Raw genomic sequence first — 25532 nt, forward strand, 5'->3', positions numbered from 1 at the left:
CCCACCGGCGTCGGTGACCGTATCAACTCCCCCACCGGCGTCGGTGACCGTGGCAATCGCGAACAACGAGTTCACCATCAAATCGAGGACCTGGGCGCGGGCGATCACGGGGCGATCCAGCCAGCACAGGGCGACCTCCTCGACATAGGCGATCCAGCCGCGGACCGACATCTCGACGGCCGGTGTGCTGGTCACGCCGAAGGCGTCGGTACGTGCCAAGATCCGGTCCGCGATTACCGACCGGCTGTCGTCGATGATGCGCCGCATCTCATGCTCACCCGAGACCGAACCGCGCAGAAATGCGGCGTAAGCGTAGCGGTGCTCGGTGATGAAGTCGATGAACGAGCCGATCGAGGCCCGCAACACCTCGATCGGCTCCCCGAGGGAGTCGTCCGGCGCGGTCGCCGCCAGCAATTCGTCGGCCTGTGCCGACGCGAGCGCCAGATGGAAGTCTTGTTTCGACGAAAAGTAGTGGAAAACCAGCCCCCGGGACACGCCGGCCGCCTGGGCGACCGACTCGATCGACACGCGGTCCAGCGATACCCGCTTGATCAGATCCCGACCGAGCACGATGAACTGTTCCCGCCGGGCCGCCGGACTCATCCGGGTCCGCTGCTTTCGGCCCGCTTCGCTGGGGGGTGTCATTGCCTCACCGTAGCACTATTGACCGAGTGTCAAATAGCTATTGACTATGCGTCAATAGCGGTCTAGCGTGACCCATATGACACCCAGCGGCCTCACTACGACCGACGTGCAGATCGCCATCGTCGGAGCAGGATTCTCCGGCCTCGGCGCCGCCATCAAGCTCGCCCAGAACGGCTTCACCGACTACGTGGTACTCGACCGCGGCGCCGACTTCGGCGGCACCTGGCGCGATAACACCTACCCCGGCGCCGCATGCGACGTGCCGTCCAACCTGTACTCCTACTCGTTCGCACCGAACCCCGCCTGGTCGCGCACCTACTCCCACCAGGCCGAGATCCACCGCTACATCAACGAGGTGGCGAACCGGCACGACATCGCCGCACACACCCGGTTCCGCACCGAGGTGCTCGACGCGCGCTGGAACGAGGAGCAGCTGCAGTGGTTGATCGACATCGAGACCGACGGTGTGCGCACGCAGATCCGTGCCGCCATCCTCATCGGCGGTGTCGGCCCCCTGTGTGAACCAAACCTGCCCGACATCGACGGCATCGAATCCTTCGGCGGCGCCATCGTCCACTCGGCCCGGTGGGATCACGACTACGACTACGCCGGCAAGCGCATCGCCGTGATCGGTACCGGGGCATCGGCCATCCAGATCGTGCCCGAGGTCGCGAAGATCGCCGGCCATCTCGACGTCTACCAGCGCACCGCGCCGTGGATCATCCCCCGCGCCGAGCGGCCGTACACCACCGTCGAGCACCTGGCCTTCCGCTACCTGCCCGGCTACCAGAAGCTCTCCCGCGGATTGATCTACTCCGCCTCCGAAGCCGTCGCCTTCGGCATGACCTACGCCCCGGCGGCCCTGAAGCCGGTGGAACTGCTGTGCAAGGCCAACATCGCACGCGGGATCTCCGACGCGGGGTTGCGCCGCGCCGTCACCCCCGAGTACCGCGTCGGATGCAAGCGCATCCTCAAGTCCAACGAGTGGTACCCGGCGCTCGCCCGCGACAACGTCGAACTCGTCACCAATCCGATCGCGTCGGTCACACCGCACGGCATCGTCACCGCTGACGGCACCGAGCGCGAGGTCGACGTCATCGTCGTCGCCACCGGCTTCCACGTCACCGACTCACCGGTCTTCGCCCGCATCGTCGGCGCCGACGGCCGCTCGCTCGCCCAAGTGTGGGCGCAGCGCGGGATGCAGGGTTACAAGGGCTCCTTCGTCCACGGGTTCCCGAACCTGATGCTGTTGATCGGCCCGTCCACCGGCCTCGGCCACACCTCAATGGTGTACATGATCGAGTCGCAGCTGAACTATCTCGTCAGCTACCTCAAGACGGTTCGCGCGCAGGCCATCACCCGCACCGACGTCCGGCCCGACGCGCAGGACGCCTACAACGCATTCATCCAGCAGCGATTACGGCGCAGCGTGTGGCTGGGCGGCGGCTGCGCTTCCTGGTACAAGGACGCGCACGGGAACGTGACCACGCTATGGCCGGGGTTCACCTTCGACTTTCGCCGGCGCACCCGACACTTCGATAGCGCGGCCTACGATGTCAGTCGGGCAATCCCCGGCGCCGCGCCCGCACGCCTGTTGCCGCGCACCGACGCGTCGGCAACCCTCTGACCCCCACGACAAACCGCTACCACCAAAGGATTGATTTCCATGAAGGACTTTCGCGACAAGGTCGTCGTCGTCACCGGTGCAGCTTCGGGCATGGGCCGCGAGTTGGCCGTCAAGCTCGGCCAGCGGGGTGCCCACGTCGCTATCAGCGACGTCGACCCCGACGGCCTGGCCGAGACCGAGCGGCTGGTCAAGGCCACCGGCGCACAGGTGCACTCACAACTGCTGAACGTCGCCGAGCGCGAGGCGGTGCTCGCCTACGCCGATACCGTCGCGACCCACTTCGCCAAGGTCAACGCCATCTTCAACAACGCCGGTATCGCGCACCACGGCGAGATCGAACACATGGAGTTCAAAGACATCGACCGGGTGATGGACGTCGACTTCTGGGGCGTCGTCAACGGCACCAAGGCCTTCCTGCCGCACATCATCGCCTCCGGCGACGGCCACATCGTGAACACCTCCTCGCTGTTCGGCCTGCTTTCCGAACCGGGCCAGTCCGCCTACAACTCGGCCAAGTTCGCGGTCCGCGGGTTCACCGAGGCCCTGAACCAGGAGATGATCGTGGCCAAGCACCCGGTCAAGGTCACCTGCGTCCATCCGGGCGGGATAAAGACCGCCATCGCCCGCAACGCGACGATGTCCGGGGACGATCAAGGGATCACCGAAGCCTTCGAAAAGTACTTCCTGCGGATGAATCCGGCCAAAGCCGCCGACATCATCTTGTCCGGTGTCGAAAAGGGCCGGGCCAGGGTCCTCGTGGGCAACGACGCCAAGGTGCTCGACCTCTGGGTCCGGGTGGTCGCGTCCGGCTACCAGGGCATCCTCGCCCGCGGCACCAGGCTGGCCCTCGCGCGGTTCAACAAGTAGGACGGCCGCGCCCGGACCGTCAAGCCAGGCCGTGCTGACTGAGCCAGTCGCTCACCAATACGGCCTGTGTCTTTCCGGCCTGCCACTGGACGGTCAGCGCCGCGAGATCGGGCAGCGTCAACTCACCGGCCACCTTGTTGAGCGCCTTGATGTCTCGCCGCCCGAACCGCAGGGCGCGATACACCGGAACCACCTGCTCCCCCGACAATGGATCGCCGACCGCCGCCCCTGCGGGCAGCGACCGGCTCAACAGCGTGTAGGCGGCGTCGCCGAACTCGGTGGGCTCGCCGCCGGCGGCGGTTTCGGCGGCGAGGCGATCTGCCGGCAGGACGGCGGCGAGGAGGACCGGAACGGTCGACGGGAAGAGGTCCACGTCGTCCGCGCTCATCGCGTCGAGCTGTGCGCGCTCGCCGGCTATCCGGATGGGCTCCGTCACCGCCATGCCCTGGGCGCGCAACGCGCCGCGGTAGAGGGCCGCCGCCATCTGCATCTGCGGATCGACCGACGCACCCACCCGGATGGGCTCGAGATGGGACTGTGGCGCACAGCCGCACAGCACCGCACCGAGCACCCCGATCACCAACAGCAATCGCACCATGCCCACACGGTAGCAATGGCCTAGTATCTGCAGGCGTGTCCGTTGATCCGGTAGTTGATTGCGCCGTCTACGTCAACGGGGTTCGTGACCCCACCCCCCGCACCTACGCCGAGGCCCTGGGCCACGTCCGGTCGACCGGGAAAGGATTCGTGTGGCTCGGCCTGCACTCCCCCGACGATGCCCAGATGGCGGCGGTCGCCACGGTTTTCGATCTGCACGAACTCGCCGTCGAGGATGCCGTCGTCGCCCACCAGCGGCCGAAAGTGGAGGCGTACGGCGACACGCTGTTCGTGGTGCTGCGCACCCTCGCCTACGTCGACCACGCCTCGATGGCCGAGACCGCCGAGGTCGTCTCCACGGGCGAGATCATGATCTTCCTCGGTGCCGACTACGTCATCACCGTTCGCCACGGCGAGCAGACCGAGTTGGCGACCATGCGCCACCGGATGGAGGAAGTCCCATCGGCGCTGGCCGTGGGGCCATCGGTCGTGCTGCACGCGGTCGCCGACCGGGTTGTCGACGCCTACCTTGCGGTCGTCGACGAGATGGATACCGATCTCGCCGAGATCGAGACAACGGTCTTCACCGGCCCGACCGTCGACATCGACCCCGTCTACCTGCTCAAACGGGAGGTGATCGAGTTCCGCCGCGCATCGACACCGCTGGCGGCCGCACTGGCTCGGCTGACGGCCCCAAATCCGTGGCTGCCCGATGAGGTCCGGACCTACCTGCGCGACGTGTCCGACCACCTGACGACGGTCAACGACCGCGTCATGGACTACGACAATCTGTTGTCCTCGATGCTCGACGCGGCCACCGCAAAGGTCGGCATCCAGCAGAACACCGACATGCGCATGATCACCGCGTGGGCGGCGATGGCCGTGGCGCCCACGATGATCGCCGGCATCTACGGGATGAACTTCGAGAACATGCCCGAATTACATTGGCGCTACGGCTATTTCGTTGTGCTCGGCCTGATGGCGACCATCTGCTTCACGTTGTGGCGAACGTTCCGCAAGCACGGGTGGCTCTAGTGAGCACCGCACCGCCAACCGGTCGGCACCGACTGTTCTCCTACGGCACGCTGCAACTCCCCGACGTACAGCGCGCGACCTTCGGCCGACTCCTGCCCGGCGAGCCCGACGCCATCGTCGGCTATCGCAGCGAGGTGCTGACGATCACCGATCCGATGGTCATCGAGCGCAGCGGCAGCGACCGGCACCCCGTCTTGGTACTCGGCTCACCCGCCGACACCGTCGCCGGGACGACCTTCCTCATCGACGACGACGAACTGGCGGCGGCCGACGAGTACGAGGTCGACGACTACACGCGCATCGCGGTGCCCCTGCGATCGGGTGGGCGCGGCTGGGTCTACGTCCTGGCGACCTAGCGCGTCTACCCGTCGGGGCCGAACGTCGCGGGCACCCGTCGTGGATCGCCCGGATCGATTGCCGCCTCGGCCCAGGCGTCGCGCAAGGCGCCGGCGCCTCGGAGCCGCACCCACGCCGCCTCATTCGCGGTGACGGGCACCGCGCGCAAGAACCGCACACCCTCGGCCGGCTCAGGCAGAATCACCGATGGCAGCACATCGCGCGTCAACAGCACCGCGGTGAAAGCCGCCCCATCCCACAGCGGCGCACCAAGATCAATGAGCGCATCCTCGGTCAGTACCAGACCCTCGACCATCGGGGTGGCGGCAAGCATGGCCAGCGACCGATGCAGGTTCGGCAACTGCAGGTCCGGCCCACCGGCGGTCAACCGTATGCTCAACTCGGCGCGCGGACCGCGAATCGGATCCGGATTCACATCGGCCGGATCGGCCATCGGGTGCCGCGACGCACCAATTGTGACGAACACCAGCCCATCCCCGGCGAGAAACCGCAGCACCTCGATCGGCTCGGCTCCCAGGAAGGTCACCGACGCGCGCTGCGGGACGCCGCCAATCGCCTCCCGCAAGTGCGCGGCGAGGCGATCGACCGACCAGCCCGTCGCGGTCACCGCGAAAGGTTGATTCCGGACTTGGCGTCGAAGACGGCGATGCTACCCGGCTCGAATGAGAGGGTGGCACGGTTGCCGCGCCGGATCTGCGACTGCGGGGACAGCCGAGCGACGATCTCACCACCGGGAATCTGCAGGTGCGCGTAATTGTCCGACCCGAGCGATTCCAGGACGTCGACAATCGCGACGATCTCCTGTGTCCCAGGTGGCACACCGGCGACCGCGGCCAGCGCCGCGTCGTGCAAATGCTCAGGACGGATGCCGACGACGACCTCCCCGTCGCCGTGCACCAGCGCCGCGGCCTGCTCCACATAGGACACGTCGGGCAGCGCCAACAACCCGAAGTCGGTCTGCACGCCCTGTGCGGTGAGCCGGCCGGTGAGCATGTTCATCGCCGGGGATCCGATGAATCCGGCCACAAAAAGGTTGACCGGATTGTTGTACAGGTCATCAGGGGTGCCGATCTGTTGCACCTGCCCGTCGCGCATCACGACGACCCGGTCGCCGAGCGTCATCGCCTCGGTCTGATCGTGGGTGACGTAGACGGTGGTCGTGCCCAACCGTGCCTGCAGGCGGGCGATCTCCACGCGCATCGCACCGCGCAGCTTGGCGTCGAGGTTGGAGAGCGGCTCGTCCATCAGGAACGCCTTGGGCGATCGGACGATGGCGCGGCCCATGGCCACGCGCTGGCGCTGGCCACCGGATAGTTGCGCGGGCTTACGGTCGAGGTAGTCGTCGAGACCGAGGATCGACGAGACTTCCGCCACCTTCGCCGCGATCTCGTCCTTACCCGGCCGCGGCCGCGCCAGAGTCAGCGGGAACTCGATGTTCTGTCGCACCGTCATATGCGGGTACAGCGCGTAGTTCTGGAAGACCATGGCGATGTCCCGGTCGCGCGGGGCGGTCTCGTTCACCCGCACCCCGTCGATGCGCAACTCACCGTCGCTGATGTCTTCGAGACCGGCGAACATGTTCAGCGTCGTCGACTTCCCGCAGCCCGACGGTCCGACGAGGATGACAAACTCCCCGTCGGCGATGGCCAGGTCCAGGCAGGCAACCGCCACCGAGCCGTCCGGGTACCGCTTGGTGATGCCGTCGGCGACGATTTCGGCCATGTGGCTACCCCTTCACCGCGCCGGAGGTCAGACCGGCGACGATTCGACGTTGGAAGATGAGGACGAAGACGATGATCGGGATGGTGATGACCACCGCTGCCGCGGCGATCTGCCCGGTCGGCTCGGTGAACTCGGAGACCCCGCTGAAGTTGGTGATCGCCACCGGCGCGGTAATCGCCCGGTCGCTCGACGTAAGCGAAAGGGCCAGCAGCAACTCGTTCCACGAGAAGATGAACACCAGAATCGCGGCGGTCACGACACCCGGCGCCGCCAGCGGCACGATGACCCGGCGGAACGCCTGAGCGCCGGTGGCCCCGTCGAGCTTGGCGGCCTTCTCCAAATCCCACGGGATCTCCCGGAAGAAGGCCGACAGCGTGTATACGGCCAGCGGCAGGGCGAACGTGATGTACGGCAGGATGAGGCCGGGCCAGGTGTCGAACAATCCGAGACGCCGCTCGATGTTGAACAGCGGTGTTACCAGCGATATCTGCGGGAACATCGCGATGAGCAGGGTGGCGCCGACAAGCAGCTTCTTGCCGCGGAAGTCCAGCCGGGCGATGGCGTAGGCGGCCATCGTCCCAATGACGACGGCGATCACCGTCGTGATGAGTCCGACACCGATCGAGTTGACCAAGGCGCTGGTGAATCCGCGGTAGGCGAAGGCGTCGCGATAGTTGGCCAGGGTCGGGTCGGCCGGGATGAGCCTGCCGTCGGTGGGGTTGGACTTGAACGACAGGCTCAAGATCCACAATAGCGGGATCAGCGCGTACAAGATCACCACCAGGTTGATGGCCGACCACATCAGTTTGCGTTTGCCCATGCCCTCACCGCCCCTCGTCCGTGGCGCCGGGAGCCGACGCCCCGAAGCCTTTGACGAACAGTGCCGCGATCAATGCGACGCAGAGGAAGACCAGGACACTGATCGCCGAACCCGTACCGAGGTTGAACGCCTTGAACAAGTTGTCGTACCCCAGGATTGACACCGAACCGGTGCCGCTGGCGCCCTTGGTCAGGACATAGATGTTGTCGAAGATGCGGAATGCGTCGAGGGTGCGGAACAGCAGCGCCACCAGAATCGCCGGCTTCATCAGCGGGATCGTAATCCGCCGCAGTCGCGTCCATGCGCCGGCGCCATCGACCTGGGCGGCCCGCAGCAGGTCGTCGGGGACTAACGCGAGGCCGGCGAGCAGCAACAGCGCCATGAACGGCGTCGTCTTCCACACCTCGGCGAGAATGATGATGCCCAGCGCCGGAATCTGCTGCGTCAACGGCGCCGAGCCCGCGGGCAACAGGTTTGCCAGGTATCCGGTGCCCGGTGTCCACGCGTAGTACCAGGACATGGCGGCGACGACCGTGACCACGCCGTACGGCAGCAGTACCATTGTGCGCACCGTCCCGCGACCGACGATGGTTCGGTGCATGACCAGCGCGATCGCCATGCCCAGCACCAACTCGATAACCACCGAGATAATGGTGATCACCAGCGTGACCCCCAGTGCGTTCCACCAATAGCCGTCGGTGAGAACGGTGAGGTAGTTGCCCAGTCCGACGAACTCAGCGCGGTCCGGCTCCGTCAACGACACCTTGTTCAGGGACAACCAGACGGCATAGCCGATGGGGTACGCCGTGACCACCGCCATCAGCAGGGCCGCCGGCGTGATCAAGAGGTACGCCAGCCGTCGATCGGTCATGGCACCAGCCCTTCGCCGGCCAGCGCCTTACGCGCCGCCTCCGCCAATACGTCGACCAGCTGGTCCGGATCCCACGCGCCCACCGGGTGGAGTTTGGCGGCCAGCATCGTCGACAGTGTCGAGTACACCGGGGTCGCCGGACGCGGTGCGGCGTGCTCGTCGCCGAGTTGGCGGCGCAACAGGTCGGCCATCGGGAAGGCCGACCTCAGTCCCGGCTCGTCGTACAGCACGGCTGCCGCCGGCGGCTGGGAGGCCTTCAGCGCATAGTGGCGCTGGGCGTCGACGCCGGTCAGGCACTGGACCGCACGCCAGGCGCGATCGGTCTTGCGCGATCGCGTCGACACGGCCAGATTCATCCCGCCCAGCGTCGAGCGCGCGGGCAGCAACGACTCCACACCGGGATACGGCGCGTATGCGAAACGCTTCGACAGCACGCGATTGGCGCGGGCCAGGTCGGCGGGACTCGGCGCCGGTGCGTCCGGGGCGAAGAGTGGTGCGAAGCGCCTCATCTCCGGGAAGAAGGGCACCTGCTGGTTCTCGTCGGTGCCGGTCGCCGCATTGGAACGCATCGACGAGTAGACGTACGGCCAGTTCAGGGCGAATGCCGCCTGCCCGCGCTCCATGCCCAGGCGAGCGGGATCCTCGGTGTTGTTCGACAGCGATGGATCGGCGCCCGGCGCCGTCGCGACGGCCTTGAGCACCGTGAGCGCGCGGACCGTCGCGGCACGGTGCGCGGCGGTATCGGCGAGGGTGACCTTGGTCGGATCATTCGGGTCGAGAACCGAGCCGCCCGCGCTGGCCAGTACCGAGTTGAACCAGACGACCAAGCCCTCGTACTGGGCGCCCTGCACCATGATGTAGCTCGGCACCTGCATGCGCTGGGCCGGCGGGAGCGTCGCGTTGCGCGCGGTCACCGCGTTGGCGATCACCGCGTTGTCGGCGAGGAGTTCGTCCCAGGTCTTCGGGGGCGTCTTGCGTCTGACGTAGCGGCGCAACAGGTCGGGGCGGTACCACAGCAATTGAGTGTTGGACCAGGTCGGCGCCGCGTAGAGGCGGGGCGCCGAGTCGGTCGGGCGGCGCCAGGTCGCGGTCCGCAGCGGCCCCCCCAGCGTCGCCTTCCGCAGCGACGCGGCCAGGCCGTCGGGCACCGGGCTCGCCCACCCCGCATCGGCAAACTCAGCGGTCCACGTGACGTCCATGGCGAAGACGTCGACCGATGAATCACCACCGGCCAGGCGCCTGGCCAGCTGGAGTCGCTGACCATCGGCATCCTTCGGCAGGCGCACGACCGTGATCCGATTGCCGGTGTCGGCGCAGCCGACGGCCACCGCCTCGATAGCGGCGGCGTCGTTGCCCGGCACGTATGCGGTGACGACGTCCGGCGGCGCCGAACTGCCACACGCAGCGGCCAGCGGCACGAGTGTGGCGATCACGACCGCAACAGCGGCGCGGCGCACGACCACGGCGGATCCTCCTAGCGCGGCGACGGGCAAGGCCGTCAAATCGACAGCCGCGCCAGCATATCCCGGCCCCGCTCCGCGGTGGCCGGATCGCAGAGGATGTCGTATCGACCGGCCACCAGTTGCATCGTCGATGCGAAGTCGCGCTGCCCGCGCATCATCGCGTACGGGATGGCCGAGGAGACGACGCCGAAAATGATGCCGCCCACCACGCCCATGAGTAGCGCGGTCGTCGCCGGGGTCACCACGAATGAGGCCAGCAGACCGATGAACAGGCCGAGCATCGCTCCGCCGGCGATCCCCTGCAAGATCACCCGTCCCCAGGTCAACCGCCCGGTGACCCGCTCGACCTGCATGAGATCGACGCCCACGATGGTTACGTTCTGAACCGGAAAGGCCCCGTCGGAGAGGTAGTCGACTGCCTTCTGCGCCTGCGCGTAGGTCGGGTACGAGCCGATCGGCCACCCCGACGGTGGGGTCGGCAGACCGGGAGTGGTTCCGCGGTTGGGTTGTTGCGGCTGCATGCCCTGCCCTTTCTCTGCGCACCGGGCCACTAGTCTTGAGCCATGTCGGTGAGCAAGGTCTTCGTAGCCAGACTAGTCGGACTGGCCGTGCTTGGCCCCGATGGCGAGTCCATCGGCCGCGTCCGCGATGTCGTGATCTCGATCCGGCTGTCCGGCCTGCCGCCGCGCGTACTCGGCCTCGCCGTCGAGCTGACGACGCGACGGCGGATCTTCGTCCCGATTCTGCGGGTCACCGCGATCGACCCGCACAAAGTCACCCTGACGACCGGAACGGTGAATCTGCGCCGCCTGCACCTGCGCCCCGGCGAGGCGCTGGCGGTGGGGCAGGTCCTCGACTCCCATGTCAGGATCACCGATCCGGACCACCCGGAACTGCACGGTGAGGATGTGACCGTCGTCGACCTGGGTATCGAACGCGGCCGGACCCGGGACTGGTTGGTCAACCGGGTGGCAGTGCGCGCCGGCAGACTTCGGCTGGCGCGCCGCGGCGAGGTCCACGTCGTCGGCTGGGACAACGTCCAAGGGCTGACGCAGACCGCCCTGAACCTCCCCGGGCAGGGCGTCGCGGCGGTCCTGCTCCAACTCGAGGGCAAGCGTCCGGCCGACGCCGCCAACGTGCTGCGCGAACTGCCCACGAAACGACGTGAAGAGATCGCCGCCGCCCTCGACGAGGAGCGGTTGGCCGACCTGCTCCAGGAAATGCCCATCGACGACGCACAATCGCTGATCGCGGTGATGGGCCCGAGCCGCGCCCGCAACGTGCTTGGCGCGATGGAACCCGACGACGTCGCCGACCTCGTCGGCGAGTTGACCCCGGGCGAGGCCGAACGACTGCTGTCGCTGATGGACCCCGAGGAGTCCGCACCGGTCCGCCGACTGCTCACCCACTCCCCCGACACCGCCGGCGGCATGATGACCCCGGAGCCGGTTGTCATCACCGCCGCGACGACCGTGTCCGAGGCGCTCGCACGTGCGCGCGATCCAGAGATCACGCCCGCCGCGGCGAGCCTCATCTTCGTGGTCCGCCCGCCGACGCAGACCCCCACCGGCAAGTATCTCGGCTGCGTGCACTTGCAGGTACTACTGCGACACCCCCCGGCAACCCTCGTCGGCGACCTCCTCGACACCAACCTGGGCCATCTGCTGCCCAAGGACTCAGTCGAATCCGTGACGCGCTATTTCGCCACCTACAACCTGGTCTGCGGTCCCGTCCTCGACGAGGACGGCCATCTGCTGGGCGCCGTCAGCGTCGACGACTTGCTCGACGAGTTGCTTCCCGACGACTGGCGCGAATCCGAACCTGGAGCGGACGAGACCCTTGGCCTGACCGCGGGAGGAGGCCGATGAACAACCGTGGCCGCGGGCAGCGCCTCGATCAACCGTCAGATCGGCGCCGCCCGCCACTGCTGAGCCTGGATGCCGACGTCGTCGGCGTGTACAGCGAGCGCCTCGCCCGATTCCTGGGCACCGGCCGATATCTGGGGATTCAGACGGTCATCGTCCTCGTGTGGATCGCACTGAACCTGCTCAGCTTCATCCACCACTGGGACCCCTACCCGTTCATCCTCCTCAACCTGGCCTTCTCCACCCAGGCCGCCTATGCCGCACCGCTGATCCTGCTCGCGCAGAACCGGCAGGAGAACCGCGACCGGGTCGCCCTGGACGAGGACCGAGTCCGCGCGGCCGAGACCAAGGCCGACACGGAATTCCTGGCCCGCGAACTGGCCGCCGTCCGACTCGCCGTCGGCGACACCGTCACCCGCGACTATCTGCGCAAGGAACTCGACGACCTCATCGACGAGCTGGCCCAACGGCTCCGCCAGCCGCAGGGCGGCACCGCCGATGGCGCGGCCGGCACAGGCTCGGCCGCCCCTCGCCAGCCGGACGCCTGACCGTTAACCCGGGTTCCCCACCACCGGGTTTACCGGTCTCGCTATGCTGTGCAGTGGTATTGGACACACTGGTGTCCGTAGACCTGCAGTTGCAACGGGGTGAGGTTTCAGATGAGTGGCATCGCGTTCTGGCGACGCGCGCAGGGGCCGACGCGCCCGCGCCGTGCCGTTGGCCGCGTGCTCACCGCTGGTTTCGGCGCGACGGTCCTCGGCGCGATGGTGCTGGGCGGCGCGGCGTCGAGCGAAATCGCCGGGGGGCAACACGCGGCCGAGGCCGCCGAGGAACCCGCGAGCATGACCAAGGTCGTCGGCATTGCGCCGGCCGAGTACAACACCGCAGCCTGGTTCGCGCCACCCAAACCAGTCGGCAATCCCATGGTCGCGCCACAGTTCCGGATCGCCGCCGGCATTCCGTCCGGACCGTTGGGCATCCCCGGCGTCGTCTTGCAGGCATACAAGCTGGCGGCGACGCGGGTGGCCGCCGAAACGCCCGCCTGCAAACTTCCGTGGTTCCTGTTGGCCGGGATCGGTCGCATCGAATCGGGGCACGCCGGAAACGGCAACGTCGACGAGTACGGCAACACTCGATCGGCGATCCTGGGACCCGCGCTCGACGGCACCCTGCCGGGTAACGAAGTCATCCACGACACGAGCGGCAATGCCGCCCGCGCAATGGGGCCGATGCAGTTCATCCCCAGCACCTGGGCATCGTGGGGCTCCGACGCCAACGGCGACGGAAAGGCCGACCCGAATAACATCTTCGACGCCACCTACTCGGCCGGCCGCTACCTCTGTGCCGGAGTCTCCGACATCATGGCCGGCAACAACGCGGTATCCGCCGTCTACCGGTACAACCACTCGATGGCCTACGTCACCAACGTCCTGGCCTGGGCCGCGGCGTACTCCACCGGCGTGATGCCGACCCAAGGCATCCCGGACATGCACGCGACGCCGGTCAGCAAGCCGGCCGACGGCAAGCCCGACAGTCGCAAACCGGGTGACCGCGAGGGAAAGCCCGAAGACAAGCCCGCGGGTGCCGGACAGCCCGGCGAAAGCAACACCGAGACTGACAAGGCCGGGGCGCCGACCACACAACCCAAGAAGGCGGAGTGCTTCATCGTGTGCCTACCCCCCGAACTGGGCGGGCCCAAGCGTGCGCCGGCCGCCCCGAAAGCGGCGACACCGCGCAAACCCGAGCAGAGTCCGGTCGTACCGGCCCCGGCTCAGCCCGGCGCACCCGGCTAGTGGTGGCGCGCCGCCAACGGTCCGATAGCGCGGACTAGGCTGGAGGGCGATGAATGACACCACTCCCTCCGAGTCCGCTATTCGTGCGGCGCTGAGCAAGGTCGATGATCCTGAGATCGGCAAGCCCATCACTGACCTGGGCATGGTCAAGTCGATCACCATCGGCGACGCCGGTGCGGTCGAGATCGTCGTCTATCTGACCACCTCCGGTTGCCCCATGCGCACCGAGATCAGTGACCGGGTCCGCACCGCGGTGGCCGACGTTCCCGGTGTGGGCGCCATTGCCGTCGAACTCGACGTCATGGACGACGAACAGCGGACGGCACTGCGCAAGCAATTGCGCGGCGACCGGGCCGACCCGGTCATCCCCTTCGCCCAGCCCGGCTCCCTGACCCGCGTGTACGCCGTCGCATCCGGCAAGGGCGGTGTCGGCAAGTCCAGTGTCACGGTCAATCTCGCCGCCGCGCTCGCGCGCCGCGGCCTGTCGGTGGGCGTCCTCGATGCCGACATCTATGGACATTCGGTCCCCCGCATGCTGGGCAACGACGCCAAACCGACCCAGGTCGAGCAGATGATCATGCCGCCGGCCGCCCACGGGGTGAAGTTCATTTCGATCGGTCAGTTCACCGAGGGCAATACCCCGGTGACGTGGCGCGGCCCGATGCTGCATCGCGCGCTGCAACAGTTCCTCGCCGACGTCTATTGGGGCGATTTGGACATCCTGCTCCTCGACCTTCCGCCGGGAACCGGCGACGTGGCGATCTCCATCGCACAGCTCATTCCCGGTGCCGAGATCCTCGTGGTCACCACACCTCAGCAAGCCGCCGCCGAGGTCGCCGAGCGGGCCGGCGCCATCGCCCTGCAGACCCGCCAGAAGGTTCTCGGCGTGGTCGAGAACATGTCCTGGCTCGACCTGCCCGACGGATCGCGGATGACCCCGTTCGGTGCAGGCGGGGGTGCGCAGGTCGCGGAACGACTCAGCCGCGCGATCGGCGCGAACGTCGAACTCCTCGGCCAAGTGCCGCTGGAAACGTCGGTACGCGAGGGCGGCGATGCCGGTGTACCCATCGTGTTGTCGGCTCCGGAGTCACCGGCCGGCTCGGCACTGTCGGCCATCGCCGACAAGCTCGCGGTACAGCGGCGCGGCCTGATCGGGATGAGTCTCGGGATCGATACGGCCCGACGGGACTGATACGCCCCGGAGCGATGCTAGGTTGCGTCCCAGTCGGTGACGCTGTGCCGCTTGCCGATCGCCGGCTTGGCCCCGTCACCGGCGGAAACAGCCGGCGGACCAGCGGGTGCGGCCCCACCCCGCGGCGGCACCTGCGTGTAGCTCTTCGGATCCAGCAGCGAATCATCGCCGCCGAGCAGGTGTTTCGTGACGAGGGCGCGCGGGCTGGTCGAGCGCAGTTCATTGAGCTGTTGGAGCGGCTCACGGAAGTCGTCGAAATCCGATCCCAATTCCTCGCGCAACTCTGCGGTGGCACCGGATGCATAGTCACGCGCCTTGCGCAGCCACCCCAGGGTCGTCGCAATGGCACCGGGGAGCCGTTCTGGGCCCAGGATGATCAGGGCGGCAGCGACGAGCACCACGATCTCGCCCCAGCCAAGGTTTGCGAACACCGGTCCCGCCCTAGTCGCCGGCCGGGGTGATCGATCCCGCGAACGTGCGCCCGTCACGCCAATAGGAATAGTCGATCTTCTCCCCGACCTTCGTGCCGCGAACAGCAACCGACAGTTCGTCGGACGATTCGATCGCGCGGCCGTTGAACTTCGTGATCACATCGCCCTCCCGGATGCCGGCCTTCTCGGCCGGACTCCCGGCGATCACGTTGACCACACGGGCGCCGAGCACCTTCTGATTGCGGACCGATACCGAGTTGAGCCCGATCGACGGGTGGACGATCTTGCCGTGCGCGATGATCGTCTGCGCGATCGGCCGTACCTGGTTGATCGGGATGGCGAACCCGAGTCCCATCGACCCGCCGCTCGTCGTCTGGATCATCGTGTTAATGCCGATGACGCGGGCCTGCGAGTCGACCAGCGGCCCCCCGGAGTTGCCCGGGTTGATCGCGGCATCGGTCTGGATCGCGTCGATCACCGCATCGGTGTCGGAATCCTCACCCGGGGGCAGTGCCAGCGCGCGGTTGACCGCGCTGACGATCCCACTGGTGACGGTCCGATCCAGGCCCAGCGGCGAGCCGAAGGCGACCACGTTCTCGCCAATCTGCACCTTGTCCGAATCGCCGAGGGTGGCGACCGTGATGTTGTCCACGTTGTCGACCTTGACGACGGCCAGATCGCTCTTCGGGTCCCGGCCGATGATGCGGGCCGGGACGCGGGTGCGGTCATAGAACACGACCTCGGTGAGCGCGGACTTGTCTTCGGCGGCCATTGCGACCACATGGTTGTTCGTCACTATGTAGCCGGACTTGTCGATGATCACGCCCGAACCGGTTCCCGACTCCCCCGTCGTGCGCACGTCGATCGCGACAACGGACTTCTCCACGGCACGAGCGACCCGAGCCACCATCGACCGCGGCTCATCGCCACCCTTGCCGCTGCTGACGGGCAGCGTGACCGTCTCACCACTGGACGACGAGCTGCCGCCGGTCAGAAACGCCCCGATAAGGGCGCCGAGCAAACCAATGGTCACCGCCAATGCGGATAGGGCGAGCATCGCCGACCAGGAGATCCGCTCACCGAGGAGTACCTCGCGGACCCCCAGCTTCGGTCCCGGAACAACCGGGTCCACCGCATCGGGCCGCGCCGCAGCGGGCGCCGACAGGTGCGCCGGGCTGGCCGGGTCGCGCCACGGGTCGGCCGGCAGGTCGGGCTCGTCGACCTCACCGAAACGAGCATCGGGATCACGTGCGAGCGTCTCGGTGGAGCCGCCCGGACGGCCGAATGCCTCGGCTAGTACCGGATCTGGCGCGGCCACCACCGGTTGCGGCCGACCGGCCGTCGCGGCTGCGGCCGAGGCCGACGAATCGAATGCGCCGCCGACCCCGTCGGGGCGGCCGAATACCGCGGTCGTCTGTGCCGGCACCGGAGTATGCCGGGGAGTCGGCGGTAGTGCAGGTCCACGCGGCGGGATCACGCCTTTGGCGGCCCATTCTTCATTGGTCACTAACGGCCTCGTCGAAAGAATCCTCGCGGGCGCGACGATTCCTCGACACGCGCCGCGACCTGGTTGACATCGAACTCGCGGGTCGGGATCCGCGATAGCTGGCCGAGTAGGTCGAGCGGAGCGGTGATCGCCGAACCACTCTCCCGCAGGACGGCCCGGGCCGCTCCCTGCGACTCGACCGCGCCCAGGCACGTAGCGCACAGGTTCAGGTGGGCATCAGCACGCGAAACCGCCGTCCCGCCCAGCTCGCCGTCGACGTATGCGGCAACCGCCTCTGGCGACAGGTGCTCGGTGGAGGCGAACGGCCGCCCGCCCAGCGTGCCGGGTGCACGGTAATCAGTATTCGGACGCAGCAACGCCGACGTCGGCGTCCATCGACCCGGATCGAGAAAATTCACCACCGCTCCTACCTGTGCGCCACGTGCTCACTGCAGCTTATCCGAAGCTACAACGAATCCTTGTGCAGCAGGGTTCCCGGGTCGGCCGATTGACGCGTCAGCGAGACAGGGCACACTCGGCACGATTGGCGACCAGATAGTCGCGAATGCTCTGCCTGCCGCGGTGGATGCGGCTGCGGACAGTACCCATCTTCACGTCAAGAGTTGCGGCGATCTCCTCATACGACAGACCTTCGATGTCGCAGAGCACGACCGCCGCGCGAAACTCCGGCGCCAGCTGATCGAGGGCTGCCTGCAAGACCGGGTCGAGATTGGCGTCGGCATAGATCTGCTGCGGATCGGGAGTGTCGCCGGGCACCCGGTCGTAGTCCTCCGGCAGGGACTCCATCCGGATCTTGGCGCGGCGGCGGACCATGTCGAGGAACAGATTCGTCGTTATCCGGTGCAGCCACCCCTCGAACGTCCCCGGCTTGTAGCTGGAGAGCGAGCGGAATACCCGGATGAACGTCTCCTGGGTCAGGTCCTCGGCGTCGTGCTGATTGCCCGAGAGCCGGTAAGCAAGGCGATAGACACGATCAGCGTGCTCGGACACCAACTCTTCCCACGACGGCATCAGCGCCACATCACCGGTGGCGTCGAAGCGCGCGGTGCCAACTCTGTCATCGGTGGAGTGCTCGGCGGACCGGGTCGTCATCGTGTGGTTCGTCCCCTCTCGTGGCCGTTCTTCTTCGCGGCCTGGATCACTGTCAACTCGCCGTGCCGAATCGATATTCCTGGCTGCCCCGCTCGGCGACGGCGTCTACCAACACCATTGCCGGTCCGATTGTGCTGGCTGTATGAGTGGCCTGAGTGTTGCCTAAGGATCGAGCGGGTCCGTGGCATACGCTCATAGGCGTGACGGACAACACTTACGTCGAGACGGCGATCGTCGAAGACGACGCCCTGCTTGCCGCTCGGGGCCGGGCGGAAGAGTTGGGTGCGCCCGCAATCTCCCCCGCCGTCGGCGCGTTGCTCGCACTGCTGGCGCGCACCGCCGGTGCCAAGTCGGTGGTGGAAGTCGGCACCGGCGTCGGCGTGTCCGGGCTGTGGTTACTCGCCGGCATGACCGACGACGGGGTACTGACCACGATCGACCCCGAATACGAATACCAGCAGGCCGCGCGCGACTCGTTCGCCGCTGCGGACATCCCGGTCGGTCGGACCCGGTTGATCAACGGGTCGCCCATCGAGGTGCTGCCGCGGCTGGCCGACGCCGCCTACGAGTTGGTCTTCCTCGATGGCGAGGTCCTCGACCACCCGCGCTACGTGGTTGAAGCCGTCCGCATCCTCCGGCCCGGCGGGGTCGTCGTGCTCCACCACGCCGACGCCCTGGATCCGAGCCACACCGGCCCGATCGCCGACGCCGTGCGCGAAGCCGCGCTCATCGTTGCCGATGACGACCGGTTCCTGCCGGTCGTCATCCCCTTGGGCACCGGCCTGCTCGCGGCGGCAAAGGCTCGATAAGTCAGACGTCGGTCGAAAAGCGGATCCCACCGTCCGGGATTTCGATGCCGGGCCAGACCCGCGCCCCGCGCAGCAACTCGCAATCCGCCCCGATTCGGGCGTTGTCGCCGATGACGGTATCGCGTACCAGGGCCCGACGGCCGATTCGCGCGCCGCGTCCGATGATGCTCCGCTCGACAACCGCCCCGTCGTCGATCACCGCATCATCGAAGACGACTGCGCCGTCGAGTCGGGCGCGGCGGCCAACCTTCGCGCCGGCCCCGACGACCGTCCCCCCGATCAGCAATGCGCCCGGGCTCACCGTCGCGCCGTCTTGGACCAGGAACTCGCCGTGGCGATCGCCGAGCGCCGGCGACGGTGCGATCCCGCGCACCAAGTCGGCCGACCCGCGCACGAAGTCTTCCGGTGTACCCATGTCGCGCCAGTACGACTGGTCGACGTGCCCTTGCACGTGACGTCCCCGGGCCAGGAGTTCGGGGAAGACTTCGCGCTCGACCGAGACCGGGCGACCGGCGGGAATCCCTTCAATCACTTCGCGGCGAAACACATAGGTGCCGGCGTTGATCTGATCGGTCGGCGGGTCCTGCGTCTTCTCCAAGAATGCGGTGACGCGGCCGTCCTTGTCGGTGGGCACGCAGCCGAAGGCACGGGGATCGCCGACCCGGACGAGGTGGATCGTCACATCAGCGCCCGATTCCCGGTGCGTGTCGAGAACGTCCCCGACGTCGGTGCCGCCGAGCACGTCGCCGTTGAACACGAGGATGTCCGGCGCGGTCAACTCCCCGAGTACGTTGCGGATACCGCCGCCCGTACCGAGCGGCTCGACCTCGGTGACGTAGCGCAGGTTCATTCCCAGCGACTCGCCATTGCCGTAGTACTCCTCGAAGACCTCGGCCCGAAACGACGTGCCGAGCACGACATCGTCGATCCCCGCCGCCTTGATCCGCGAGAGCAGGTGGGTCAGGAATGGCTTGCCCGCCGTCGGGAGCATCGGCTTGGGCGCGGATAGTGTCAACGGGCGCAGCCGGGTGCCCTTTCCGCCGACGAGGATGACGGCCTGCACATCCGTGGTCACGGTTGCCTCCTGTCAAGTTCGCGGCGTGCGAGGCGCACGGCGACGCGTGATCGGACCGCCAGACCGGCCCGCAATCCCCAGCGCAACGGCGCGCGCAACACGCCTGGGTTGCGGTCGGCCTGGAACTGGTAGGCGCTGCGATGGTGCGCCGGCAGCATCACCTCTGGGTTCTTGCTGGCAGCATGCCCTTTGCTGTGCAGGACTTCCGCAGAGGGCACGAAGATGTTCTGCCAACCGGCCTTCGTCAACCGGTCGCCGAGGTCCACGTCCTCCATAAACATGAAGTATCGCGAGTCGAAGCCGTCGACGGCGTCGAAGGCCTCGCGGCGCACCAACAGGCACGACCCGGACAGCCAGCCGACGGGCCGCTCGGCGTCGTCCTCGCCAAGGTAGGCCCTCGTGAACGGATTGTTCTTCCACACCGTGCCGAGCAGTGCGTGGCCGGTGCCGGAAACCAGATTCGGCACTCGGCGAGCCGACGGATAAACCGACCCATCGGGCTCGCGGATCAGTGGGCCGAGCGACCCGGCCCGCGGCCAGCGGCCAGCTGCGTCGAGTAGTTCATCGAGCGATCCCGGACCCCAGGCGACGTCGGGATTGGCGACGACGATGAACTCGATCGCCGGGTCGATCTCCGCGACTGCTCGGTTGATCGCGCCGCCGTAACCCAAATTGGCTCCGGTGCGGATCAGGGTGACCTGCTCGTAGTCGCGTTCAGCCGCCTCGGGCGCGCCGTCGTCCGACCCGTTGTCCGCGATGACAACGCGCGGGTTCGACTCGGTGGCGAGCGCCAGAGTGTTGAGGAACGACTTCAGGTAGTCACCCGACGAGTAGGTCACCGTCACCACCGCGAGCTGATCAGTCACGCGGGACAGCCTAACCAACGAGAGCCGCGGATAGCGCATCGCGCCAGTGCCGCAACGGCGTGAGTCGCAGTTCGACCCACGATCGGCCCGACAGCACCGAGTACGCGGGCCGCGGGGCGGGACGCGGGAAATCGGCCGTGCTGCACGCCACAACTCGGTCGGGATCGAGTCCGTCGCCGGCGAACACCGCCCTGGCGAGGCCGCACCAGGTGGTCTGGCCGGCGTTCGCCGCGTGCACGATGGCGCCGCGTCCGGCGCCGGCATCGATCAGCTCCCACAGGCCCCGGGCCAGATCGGGGGCGTAGGTGGGCGAACCGATCTGATCGTCGACGACGGTCAGCCGGTCCCGTTCGCCCGACAGCCGGCGCATCGTCGACACGAAGTCATGGTCCTGGCGGCCGCCGGTGTAGAGCCAAGACGTGCGCACAATTGTCGCGGCGGGATCGATCGCGGCCAGGCGCCGCTCCCCGGCCAGCTTGGTGCGGCCGTACACGCTGGGCGGGTCGCCACCGGTGTCGCCTGGTTCGTACGGGGTGTTGCGGGTCGATGGTGCGGGCGCCGAGGGCCCGTCGAAGACGTAGTCGGTGGATAGGTGGATCAGACGGGCCCCAACAGCGGCGGTCTGCGCGGCGAGGTTCGCCGGCCCGTCGCTGTTGACCGCCGCGGCCCGCGTCACGTCCGTCTCCGCGTCATCGACGCGCGTGTAGGCCGCGCAGTTGATCAGCACGTCCGAGGGCATCAGGCAGTTCGCCCAGGCGTGGACCGCGACGGCATCGGTAATGTCCAGGTCGACCGAGGTCAATCCCGCGAGTTCGGCCCCGGGTGGCGCGGTGGCGGCGAGGGCGCCGCCGAGTTGGCCACCGGCGCCGGTGACATAGACACGCATGATCTCATCATGGCCGACGCATCGTCCTCGGCGTTGCGCTCCCCCGATATCCCCTCATGCATCAGTAGAGTGTTTTAGGAACACCAGCAACATTTGTCTCTGGAGACACAAGGGAGAACGGGTCACTCGTGGACAAAGCCACCCCGGCGCGGCGCGGACAGCGCCCGGTGCGCGGACCCGATCAGCGCCAGACACGTGATCCGCAAGAGACCGACCGAGACAACCCCGAACTGCGGGACGGTCGCCGGCCCGCACCGCAGCAGGTGCCCGGCCACAAACGCAAACCGACCCGCACATCATCTGGGGAGATCCACACCCGGGAGCCCCAGCCCACGGGTCCGACGAAGACCGGCCCACAACAGCTGGCCCGGCGCCGCCCGACCGGCTCGGCAACGGCCTCGCAGGAGCAGGAGCCGACCGCCGACACCCCGGCCGACACCCCGGCCAGCAGATCGCCACGCAGGGAAGGCGACCTACCGCCGAGGAGAGGCAAGCCGCGATCACCGGAATCGGACGCCTCGGCCAACCCTCCACCGCCGGCCACTCCCACCGGGCCGCGCAACGGCTTCTTCAGCGACGGATCGAGCCGCAAGCGTGTCCACCGTGTCGGACAGGTCATCGTCGCGCTGGTCTCCGTCGCGACCCTGGCCGTGGGTGGGTACTCCTGGCGATCAGCGACCGAGGTCGCCGGGTCGATCACCCAGCTGGCCGGCCTGAACCTCGGCGGCGGCGACGATGGCGCCGTCGACCTCCTACTCGTCGGGACCGACTCGCGCACCGACGCCAAGGGGGTGCCCCTCACCAAACGTGAGTTGCGCTGGCTCCGCTCGGGCGATGACACGACGACGAACACCGACACGATCCTGTTGATCCGCATCCCGAACAACGGATCGTCGGCCACTGCCATCTCAATCCCCCGGGATGCCTACGTTAACGTGCCGGGCATCGGTATGAGCAAGATCAACGCCGCCTACGGTGCCACGAAGGAAAAGGTGCGCCGAACCGCGGTCGAGCGGGGTGGCAATCCCGCCAAAGCCGAACGCGACGGGACACAAGCCGGCCGCAAGGCGCTCATCGACACAGTCGCCAAACTGACCGGGGTCGAGGTCGATCACTATGCCGAGGTCGGCTTGCTCGGGTTCGCCCTGCTGACCAACGCTGTCGGCGGCGTCGACGTCTGTCTGAAGGCCCCGGTACGGGATCAGTACTCGGGCGCCAAATTCCGCAAGGGACGCCAGACGCTGAACGGCCCCAAGGCACTGAGCTTCGTCCGCCAGCGGCACGGGCTGCCTCGCGGCGACCTCGATCGAATCACCCGCCAACAGGTCTTCATGGCGTCCCTCGCGCAAAAGTTACTGTCCGCCAAGGTCCTCGCCGACCCGAAGACGATGGGAAGGCTCCAGACCGCAATCTCCCGCTCCATCATCATCGACGACAATTGGGACATTCTGTCGTTCGCCGAGAAGCTGCGCGACCTGTCCGGCGGCAAGGTGCGCTTCGCCACCATCCCGATCGTCACCGAGGAGGGGTGGAGCGCCGAAGGCCAGTCAATCGTGCAGGTCGACCCGCGCGCCGTCCACACTTTCACCGACCAGCTGCTGACCGGCGACGAGCCGAACAAGAGCGGCGGCAAGTCGTCCTACACCGTTGACATCGTTAACGCAGGCACCATCGACGGGCTGGCGACAAATGTCTCGAACATCCTGACCGCCAAAGGATTCGGCCCCGGCAAGACGTCGACAAAGCCCATGAACGAGCGCGACTCCATCATCTTCGCCCACGACGCCGGCGACGCGACAGTCAAGCAGCTGTCCGACTCCCTCGGCGGGGTCGCCATCCGCGCCGACCAATCACTGCCGGCGCACCAGGTGCGAGTCGTGCTGACCAATACCTACTACGGCCCAGGTTCGATCATGGACACCGGGCCCCAGCCGGCGGCACAGCGAGTCGCCGACTCCAACCGGCGAGCCGCCGCCCGGGCCGGCTCTTCACGCGCGCCGATTACCGCCGCCACCGACGGCCCCATGTGTGTCAACTGACCGGTCCCACCCGATGGCCGGGCGCGCTGATGCTTGGTGGACGGGTTCTTACCTAGTCCGCCGCCATCGGTACACCATCAGCGGTGGTAGACGCTGATGTCTCGCCGCCGGATTGACATCTCGGTGACCTGCACATATGTCGAGCCGCTAGCCTGCAACACGTGGCAACCATTACCGATGAGATCCTGACTGCGACTCCCGACCCGACCCGACCGATGCTCACCTTCTACGACGATGACACCGGTGAGCGCACCGAGTTGTCGGCGTTGACGCTGGGCAACTGGGCAGCCAAGACCGCCAACTTCTTCCGCGACGAGTTGGGTCTGTCGCCGGCGGACACGATCCTCGTCGACCTTCCCGAGCACTGGCAGACCGTCGCGATTCTGCTCGGGGCATGGTGGGCTGGAATCGGGGTTGTCCTACCCGGCGACTCCGTCGATACCCCTCGCGCCGTGGTGACCTGGACTGGTGGCCTCGATAGCTACCCCGACGCCGAGGAGATTGTGGTCGCGTCGCTGGACCCGTTCGGACTGGGAGTCCCCGAACTCCCAGTCGGCGTCATCGACTACGGCCCCGCGGTACGCATCCACAGCGACAACTTCAGCCCGAGCACTGCCGTCAGCGCCATGCTCGAAGGCCATTTCCCAGAACTAGTGCTCGACCAGGCGCGCACCGCCGCCACGGTTGCCGGCATCGAGTGCGGTTCGCGCGTACTGAGCACGCGGGTCTGGCGCACCGCCGCCGCGATCATCGAGAACCTGTTGGCGCCGCTGGTGGTCGGCGCAAGCCTGGTCGTCGTCGCGAATGCAGACGAGGAGCGGCTTGCCGCACGAGCCGAAGTAGAACGAGCGACGACCATGCGTCGATGAACCCCCGCGCCAACGACCGCTCAGTGAATACTCGACATGACCGCAAGAACCACGCCGAGAACGGTGAGAGCGCCCACGGCCACGGCCATCGCAATGGCGAGCCGACGCCGACCACGGCTCGCCGCGTTGACGCCGACCAGCAAACAGATCAGGATCGCTGCGGCATAGACCGTGACACCGATCGTGAGTGCTGCGGGATCCCACGACGATGCAAGTTGGATAGTTTTCATGGCGCGCTCATCGTATCGACTAGCGCAAACTGCCCACTCGACGGGACTCAGGTGCCCACTCGGCGGTGTCCTCACAAACCGGTCACGCCGCCGCATCGATTGGTGATCGCCATTTCCCTCCGGCGACACTCGTGGCTACGGTGATAGCCGTGTCACTCAGAGTGAAGCGCACAGTTGCGGCGCTGGCCGCTGCGACGTCGGTTGTCGGCGCAGCCAATGCTGCCGTCGCCCCCCACGCGCAAGCCGACGGCCCCGTGCTCTACAACGGCCTGCTCTCGACGACCGGCTGTCAGATTCCTAATTTCCAGGTCATCAAGACGTGCTCGGCGATCGAGGCCCTGAGCCCGCGCGCACCGGTGATCTTGAACCTGAACCCCATCGGGACCCGCCTGGTCGTGCTCGGTGCCCGCCTCAACAACAACGGCTCCATGCCCGGGGTACTCATTCCCCGTCTCGACGCGGCCCTGCAGCTGGCCCGCGGCTACCCCACTGCTGGAATCATCACCACCGGCGGCGTGACCAACCGGCGGGCCGGGCGCAGCGAGGCGCAGGCGATGAAGACCTGGTTGATCCAACACGGCATCCCGGCCAATCGCATCGCGACGGAGAACCGCGCGCAGTCCACCGCGGAGAACGCCAAGTACGTCGCACCGATGCTCGCCGCAGGCGGTGCCTCCGGCGTTGTCGTGGTGACCAGCTATGACCATCTGCGCCGAGCGATGACGAACTTCCGGTCTGCGGTCAACGGTTCGATACCGGTCGCGGGCGTGATCCCCGGACCGGGCAATGGCAGCGGGTCGAGCTCCGGTGGGCTCGGCTCGATGGGCTCGAGTTAGGTCTTCAGCACACCAACCGACTTAAGCACCGATAACGG

28 protein-coding genes are annotated in these 25532 nt (G+C 67.4%); 12 read left to right on the plus strand and 16 right to left on the minus strand.

The window, feature by feature from the left end; genetic code table 11:
- Positions 1–645 (minus strand): TetR/AcrR family transcriptional regulator (locus tag B4M62_RS04835; RefSeq protein WP_349678336.1); only part of this gene is annotated, 645 nt, incomplete at its 3' end.
- A 76-nt stretch (positions 646–721) separates the two neighbouring features.
- Here B4M62_RS04835 and B4M62_RS04840 point away from each other — a divergent pair.
- Both B4M62_RS04840 and B4M62_RS04845 read left to right on the plus strand, forming a co-directional pair.
- Positions 722–2272, plus strand: a complete 1551-nt coding sequence (locus tag B4M62_RS04840) for a flavin-containing monooxygenase (protein WP_290705844.1) — start codon at positions 722–724, stop codon at positions 2270–2272.
- 39 nt (positions 2273–2311) lie between these two features.
- The gene (locus B4M62_RS04845; RefSeq protein WP_290705845.1) at positions 2312–3139 is read left to right on the plus strand and encodes an SDR family NAD(P)-dependent oxidoreductase; all 828 of its coding nucleotides are present in this window, start codon (positions 2312–2314) and stop codon (positions 3137–3139) included.
- 19 nt (positions 3140–3158) lie between these two features.
- Here the strand turns inward: B4M62_RS04845 and B4M62_RS04850 are convergent, their stop codons facing one another.
- Entirely contained in the window at positions 3159–3737 is a 579-nt protein-coding gene (locus B4M62_RS04850) for a hypothetical protein (RefSeq protein ID WP_290705846.1), read from the minus strand.
- A gap of 35 nt (positions 3738–3772) precedes the next feature.
- Here B4M62_RS04850 and B4M62_RS04855 point away from each other — a divergent pair, with 35 nt between their 5' ends.
- Together B4M62_RS04855 and B4M62_RS04860 are read left to right on the plus strand one after the other, a co-directional pair.
- Positions 3773–4771, plus strand: a complete 999-nt coding sequence (locus B4M62_RS04855; RefSeq protein ID WP_290705847.1) for a magnesium and cobalt transport protein CorA — start codon at positions 3773–3775, stop codon at positions 4769–4771.
- Complete coding sequence (locus B4M62_RS04860) at positions 4771–5127, plus strand: gamma-glutamylcyclotransferase family protein (RefSeq protein WP_290705848.1); 357 nt, start codon at positions 4771–4773, stop codon at positions 5125–5127. The genes B4M62_RS04855 and B4M62_RS04860 overlap by 1 nt, the downstream gene beginning before the upstream one ends.
- 5 nt (positions 5128–5132) lie before the next feature.
- Here B4M62_RS04860 and B4M62_RS04865 read toward each other — a convergent pair whose 3' ends face one another.
- The 6 genes from B4M62_RS04865 to B4M62_RS04890 are packed head-to-tail and all read right to left on the minus strand — an operon-like array spanning position 5133 to position 10525.
- Positions 5133–5735, minus strand: a complete 603-nt coding sequence (locus B4M62_RS04865) for a suppressor of fused domain protein (RefSeq protein ID WP_290705849.1) — start codon at positions 5733–5735, stop codon at positions 5133–5135.
- Positions 5732–6850, minus strand: coding sequence for an ABC transporter ATP-binding protein (locus tag B4M62_RS04870; RefSeq protein ID WP_290705850.1), 1119 nt, complete (start codon positions 6848–6850; stop codon positions 5732–5734). The genes B4M62_RS04865 and B4M62_RS04870 overlap by 4 nt, the downstream gene beginning before the upstream one ends.
- A gap of 4 nt (positions 6851–6854) precedes the next feature.
- Entirely contained in the window at positions 6855–7670 is an 816-nt protein-coding gene (locus B4M62_RS04875; protein ID WP_290705851.1) for a carbohydrate ABC transporter permease, read from the minus strand.
- A gap of 4 nt (positions 7671–7674) precedes the next feature.
- Entirely contained in the window at positions 7675–8541 is an 867-nt protein-coding gene (locus tag B4M62_RS04880) for a carbohydrate ABC transporter permease (RefSeq protein WP_290705852.1), read from the minus strand.
- Positions 8538–10004, minus strand: a complete 1467-nt coding sequence (locus B4M62_RS04885) for an extracellular solute-binding protein (RefSeq protein WP_344716972.1) — start codon at positions 10002–10004, stop codon at positions 8538–8540. The genes B4M62_RS04880 and B4M62_RS04885 overlap by 4 nt, the downstream gene beginning before the upstream one ends.
- A 35-nt stretch (positions 10005–10039) precedes the next feature.
- Positions 10040–10525: a general stress protein gene (locus B4M62_RS04890; protein ID WP_290705853.1), complete on the minus strand. Its 486-nt coding sequence runs from the start codon at positions 10523–10525 to the stop codon at positions 10040–10042.
- 42 nt (positions 10526–10567) lie between these two features.
- Between B4M62_RS04890 and B4M62_RS04895 the strand changes: the two genes are divergently transcribed.
- The 4 genes from B4M62_RS04895 to B4M62_RS04910 all read left to right on the plus strand — a co-directional run bounded on the left by B4M62_RS04895 (position 10568) and on the right by B4M62_RS04910 (position 14854).
- Entirely contained in the window at positions 10568–11872 is a 1305-nt protein-coding gene (locus B4M62_RS04895) for a magnesium transporter MgtE N-terminal domain-containing protein (RefSeq protein ID WP_290705854.1), read from the plus strand.
- Positions 11869–12417 (plus strand): DUF1003 domain-containing protein, encoded by a 549-nt coding sequence (locus tag B4M62_RS04900; protein WP_290705855.1) that lies wholly within the window; start codon positions 11869–11871, stop codon positions 12415–12417. Before B4M62_RS04895 ends, B4M62_RS04900 begins: the two co-directional genes overlap by 4 nt.
- A 111-nt stretch (positions 12418–12528) precedes the next feature.
- Positions 12529–13662, plus strand: coding sequence for a lytic transglycosylase domain-containing protein (locus B4M62_RS04905; RefSeq protein WP_290705856.1), 1134 nt, complete (start codon positions 12529–12531; stop codon positions 13660–13662).
- Positions 13663–13711: 49 nt separating this feature from the next.
- A complete protein-coding gene (locus tag B4M62_RS04910; protein WP_290705857.1) occupies positions 13712–14854 on the plus strand; it encodes an Mrp/NBP35 family ATP-binding protein in 1143 nt (380 codons plus the stop codon).
- Positions 14855–14871: 17 nt separating this feature from the next.
- Here the strand turns inward: B4M62_RS04910 and tatB are convergent, their stop codons facing one another.
- The 4 genes from tatB to sigE all read right to left on the minus strand — a co-directional run bounded on the left by tatB (position 14872) and on the right by sigE (position 17884).
- Positions 14872–15285, minus strand: a complete 414-nt coding sequence (gene tatB, locus B4M62_RS04915) for a Sec-independent protein translocase protein TatB (RefSeq protein ID WP_290705858.1) — start codon at positions 15283–15285, stop codon at positions 14872–14874.
- A gap of 10 nt (positions 15286–15295) precedes the next feature.
- The gene (locus B4M62_RS04920; protein ID WP_290705859.1) at positions 15296–16792 is read right to left on the minus strand and encodes a S1C family serine protease; all 1497 of its coding nucleotides are present in this window, start codon (positions 16790–16792) and stop codon (positions 15296–15298) included.
- The gene (locus B4M62_RS04925; protein WP_290705860.1) at positions 16792–17190 is read right to left on the minus strand and encodes a zf-HC2 domain-containing protein; all 399 of its coding nucleotides are present in this window, start codon (positions 17188–17190) and stop codon (positions 16792–16794) included. The genes B4M62_RS04920 and B4M62_RS04925 overlap by 1 nt, the downstream gene beginning before the upstream one ends.
- Positions 17191–17287: 97 nt before the next feature.
- The gene (sigE, locus tag B4M62_RS04930) at positions 17288–17884 is read right to left on the minus strand and encodes an RNA polymerase sigma factor SigE (protein ID WP_290705861.1); all 597 of its coding nucleotides are present in this window, start codon (positions 17882–17884) and stop codon (positions 17288–17290) included.
- A 200-nt stretch (positions 17885–18084) separates the two neighbouring features.
- Here sigE and B4M62_RS04935 point away from each other — a divergent pair, with 200 nt between their 5' ends.
- The gene (locus B4M62_RS04935; protein WP_290705862.1) at positions 18085–18693 is read left to right on the plus strand and encodes an O-methyltransferase; all 609 of its coding nucleotides are present in this window, start codon (positions 18085–18087) and stop codon (positions 18691–18693) included.
- Between the two features lies 1 nt (position 18694).
- Here the strand turns inward: B4M62_RS04935 and B4M62_RS04940 are convergent, their stop codons facing one another.
- Genes B4M62_RS04940 through rfbD form a run of 3 tightly spaced genes read right to left on the minus strand, consistent with a single transcriptional unit; the run spans position 18695 to position 21520 of the window.
- A complete protein-coding gene (locus B4M62_RS04940) occupies positions 18695–19768 on the minus strand; it encodes an NDP-sugar synthase (RefSeq protein ID WP_290705863.1) in 1074 nt (357 codons plus the stop codon).
- Positions 19765–20634 carry a glycosyltransferase family 2 protein gene (locus B4M62_RS04945; RefSeq protein ID WP_290705864.1) on the minus strand — a complete coding sequence of 290 codons (870 nt, stop codon included), beginning with the start codon at positions 20632–20634 and terminating at the stop codon, positions 19765–19767. Before B4M62_RS04945 ends, B4M62_RS04940 begins: the two co-directional genes overlap by 4 nt.
- 10 nt (positions 20635–20644) lie before the next feature.
- A complete protein-coding gene (rfbD, locus tag B4M62_RS04950; protein ID WP_290705865.1) occupies positions 20645–21520 on the minus strand; it encodes a dTDP-4-dehydrorhamnose reductase in 876 nt (291 codons plus the stop codon).
- Between the two features lie 128 nt (positions 21521–21648).
- Here rfbD and B4M62_RS04955 point away from each other — a divergent pair, with 128 nt between their 5' ends.
- On the plus strand, positions 21649–23559 hold the full coding sequence (locus tag B4M62_RS04955) for an LCP family protein (protein WP_290705866.1): 1911 nt from the start codon (positions 21649–21651) through the stop codon (positions 23557–23559).
- Positions 23560–23720: 161 nt separating this feature from the next.
- Entirely contained in the window at positions 23721–24428 is a 708-nt protein-coding gene (locus B4M62_RS04960; protein ID WP_290705867.1) for a TIGR03089 family protein, read from the plus strand.
- Between the two features lie 20 nt (positions 24429–24448).
- Here B4M62_RS04960 and B4M62_RS04965 read toward each other — a convergent pair whose 3' ends face one another.
- On the minus strand, positions 24449–24658 hold the full coding sequence (locus B4M62_RS04965) for a hypothetical protein (protein WP_290705868.1): 210 nt from the start codon (positions 24656–24658) through the stop codon (positions 24449–24451).
- Positions 24659–24807: 149 nt separating this feature from the next.
- On the opposite strand from B4M62_RS04965, the gene B4M62_RS04970 reads away from it, so the two are divergent.
- Positions 24808–25494 carry a YdcF family protein gene (locus B4M62_RS04970; RefSeq protein ID WP_290705869.1) on the plus strand — a complete coding sequence of 229 codons (687 nt, stop codon included), beginning with the start codon at positions 24808–24810 and terminating at the stop codon, positions 25492–25494.
- The last annotated feature ends 38 nt before the right edge of the window (positions 25495–25532 follow it).

The organism is Gordonia sp. UBA5067 (genome assembly GCF_002414845.1).
Lineage (GTDB): Bacteria > Actinomycetota > Actinomycetes > Mycobacteriales > Mycobacteriaceae > Gordonia > Gordonia defluvii.

Coding starts and splice junctions, on each gene's coding strand:
- B4M62_RS04840 (WP_290705844.1), top strand. CDS start 722: ATGACACCCAGCGGCCTCACTACGACCGACGTGCAGATCGCCATCGTC.
- B4M62_RS04845 (WP_290705845.1), top strand. CDS start 2,312: ATGAAGGACTTTCGCGACAAGGTCGTCGTCGTCACCGGTGCAGCTTCG.
- B4M62_RS04850 (WP_290705846.1), bottom strand. CDS start 3,737: ATGGTGCGATTGCTGTTGGTGATCGGGGTGCTCGGTGCGGTGCTGTGC.
- B4M62_RS04870 (WP_290705850.1), bottom strand. CDS start 6,850: ATGGCCGAAATCGTCGCCGACGGCATCACCAAGCGGTACCCGGACGGC.
- B4M62_RS04875 (WP_290705851.1), bottom strand. CDS start 7,670: ATGGGCAAACGCAAACTGATGTGGTCGGCCATCAACCTGGTGGTGATC.
- B4M62_RS04880 (WP_290705852.1), bottom strand. CDS start 8,541: ATGACCGATCGACGGCTGGCGTACCTCTTGATCACGCCGGCGGCCCTG.
- B4M62_RS04890 (WP_290705853.1), bottom strand. CDS start 10,525: ATGCAGCCGCAACAACCCAACCGCGGAACCACTCCCGGTCTGCCGACC.
- B4M62_RS04895 (WP_290705854.1), top strand. CDS start 10,568: ATGTCGGTGAGCAAGGTCTTCGTAGCCAGACTAGTCGGACTGGCCGTG.
- B4M62_RS04900 (WP_290705855.1), top strand. CDS start 11,869: ATGAACAACCGTGGCCGCGGGCAGCGCCTCGATCAACCGTCAGATCGG.
- B4M62_RS04905 (WP_290705856.1), top strand. CDS start 12,529: ATGAGTGGCATCGCGTTCTGGCGACGCGCGCAGGGGCCGACGCGCCCG.
- B4M62_RS04910 (WP_290705857.1), top strand. CDS start 13,712: ATGAATGACACCACTCCCTCCGAGTCCGCTATTCGTGCGGCGCTGAGC.
- sigE (WP_290705861.1), bottom strand. CDS start 17,884: ATGACGACCCGGTCCGCCGAGCACTCCACCGATGACAGAGTTGGCACC.
- rfbD (WP_290705865.1), bottom strand. CDS start 21,520: ATGCGTGTCTATGTCACCGGCGCCGGTGGCCAACTCGGCGGCGCCCTC.
- B4M62_RS04965 (WP_290705868.1), bottom strand. CDS start 24,658: ATGAAAACTATCCAACTTGCATCGTCGTGGGATCCCGCAGCACTCACG.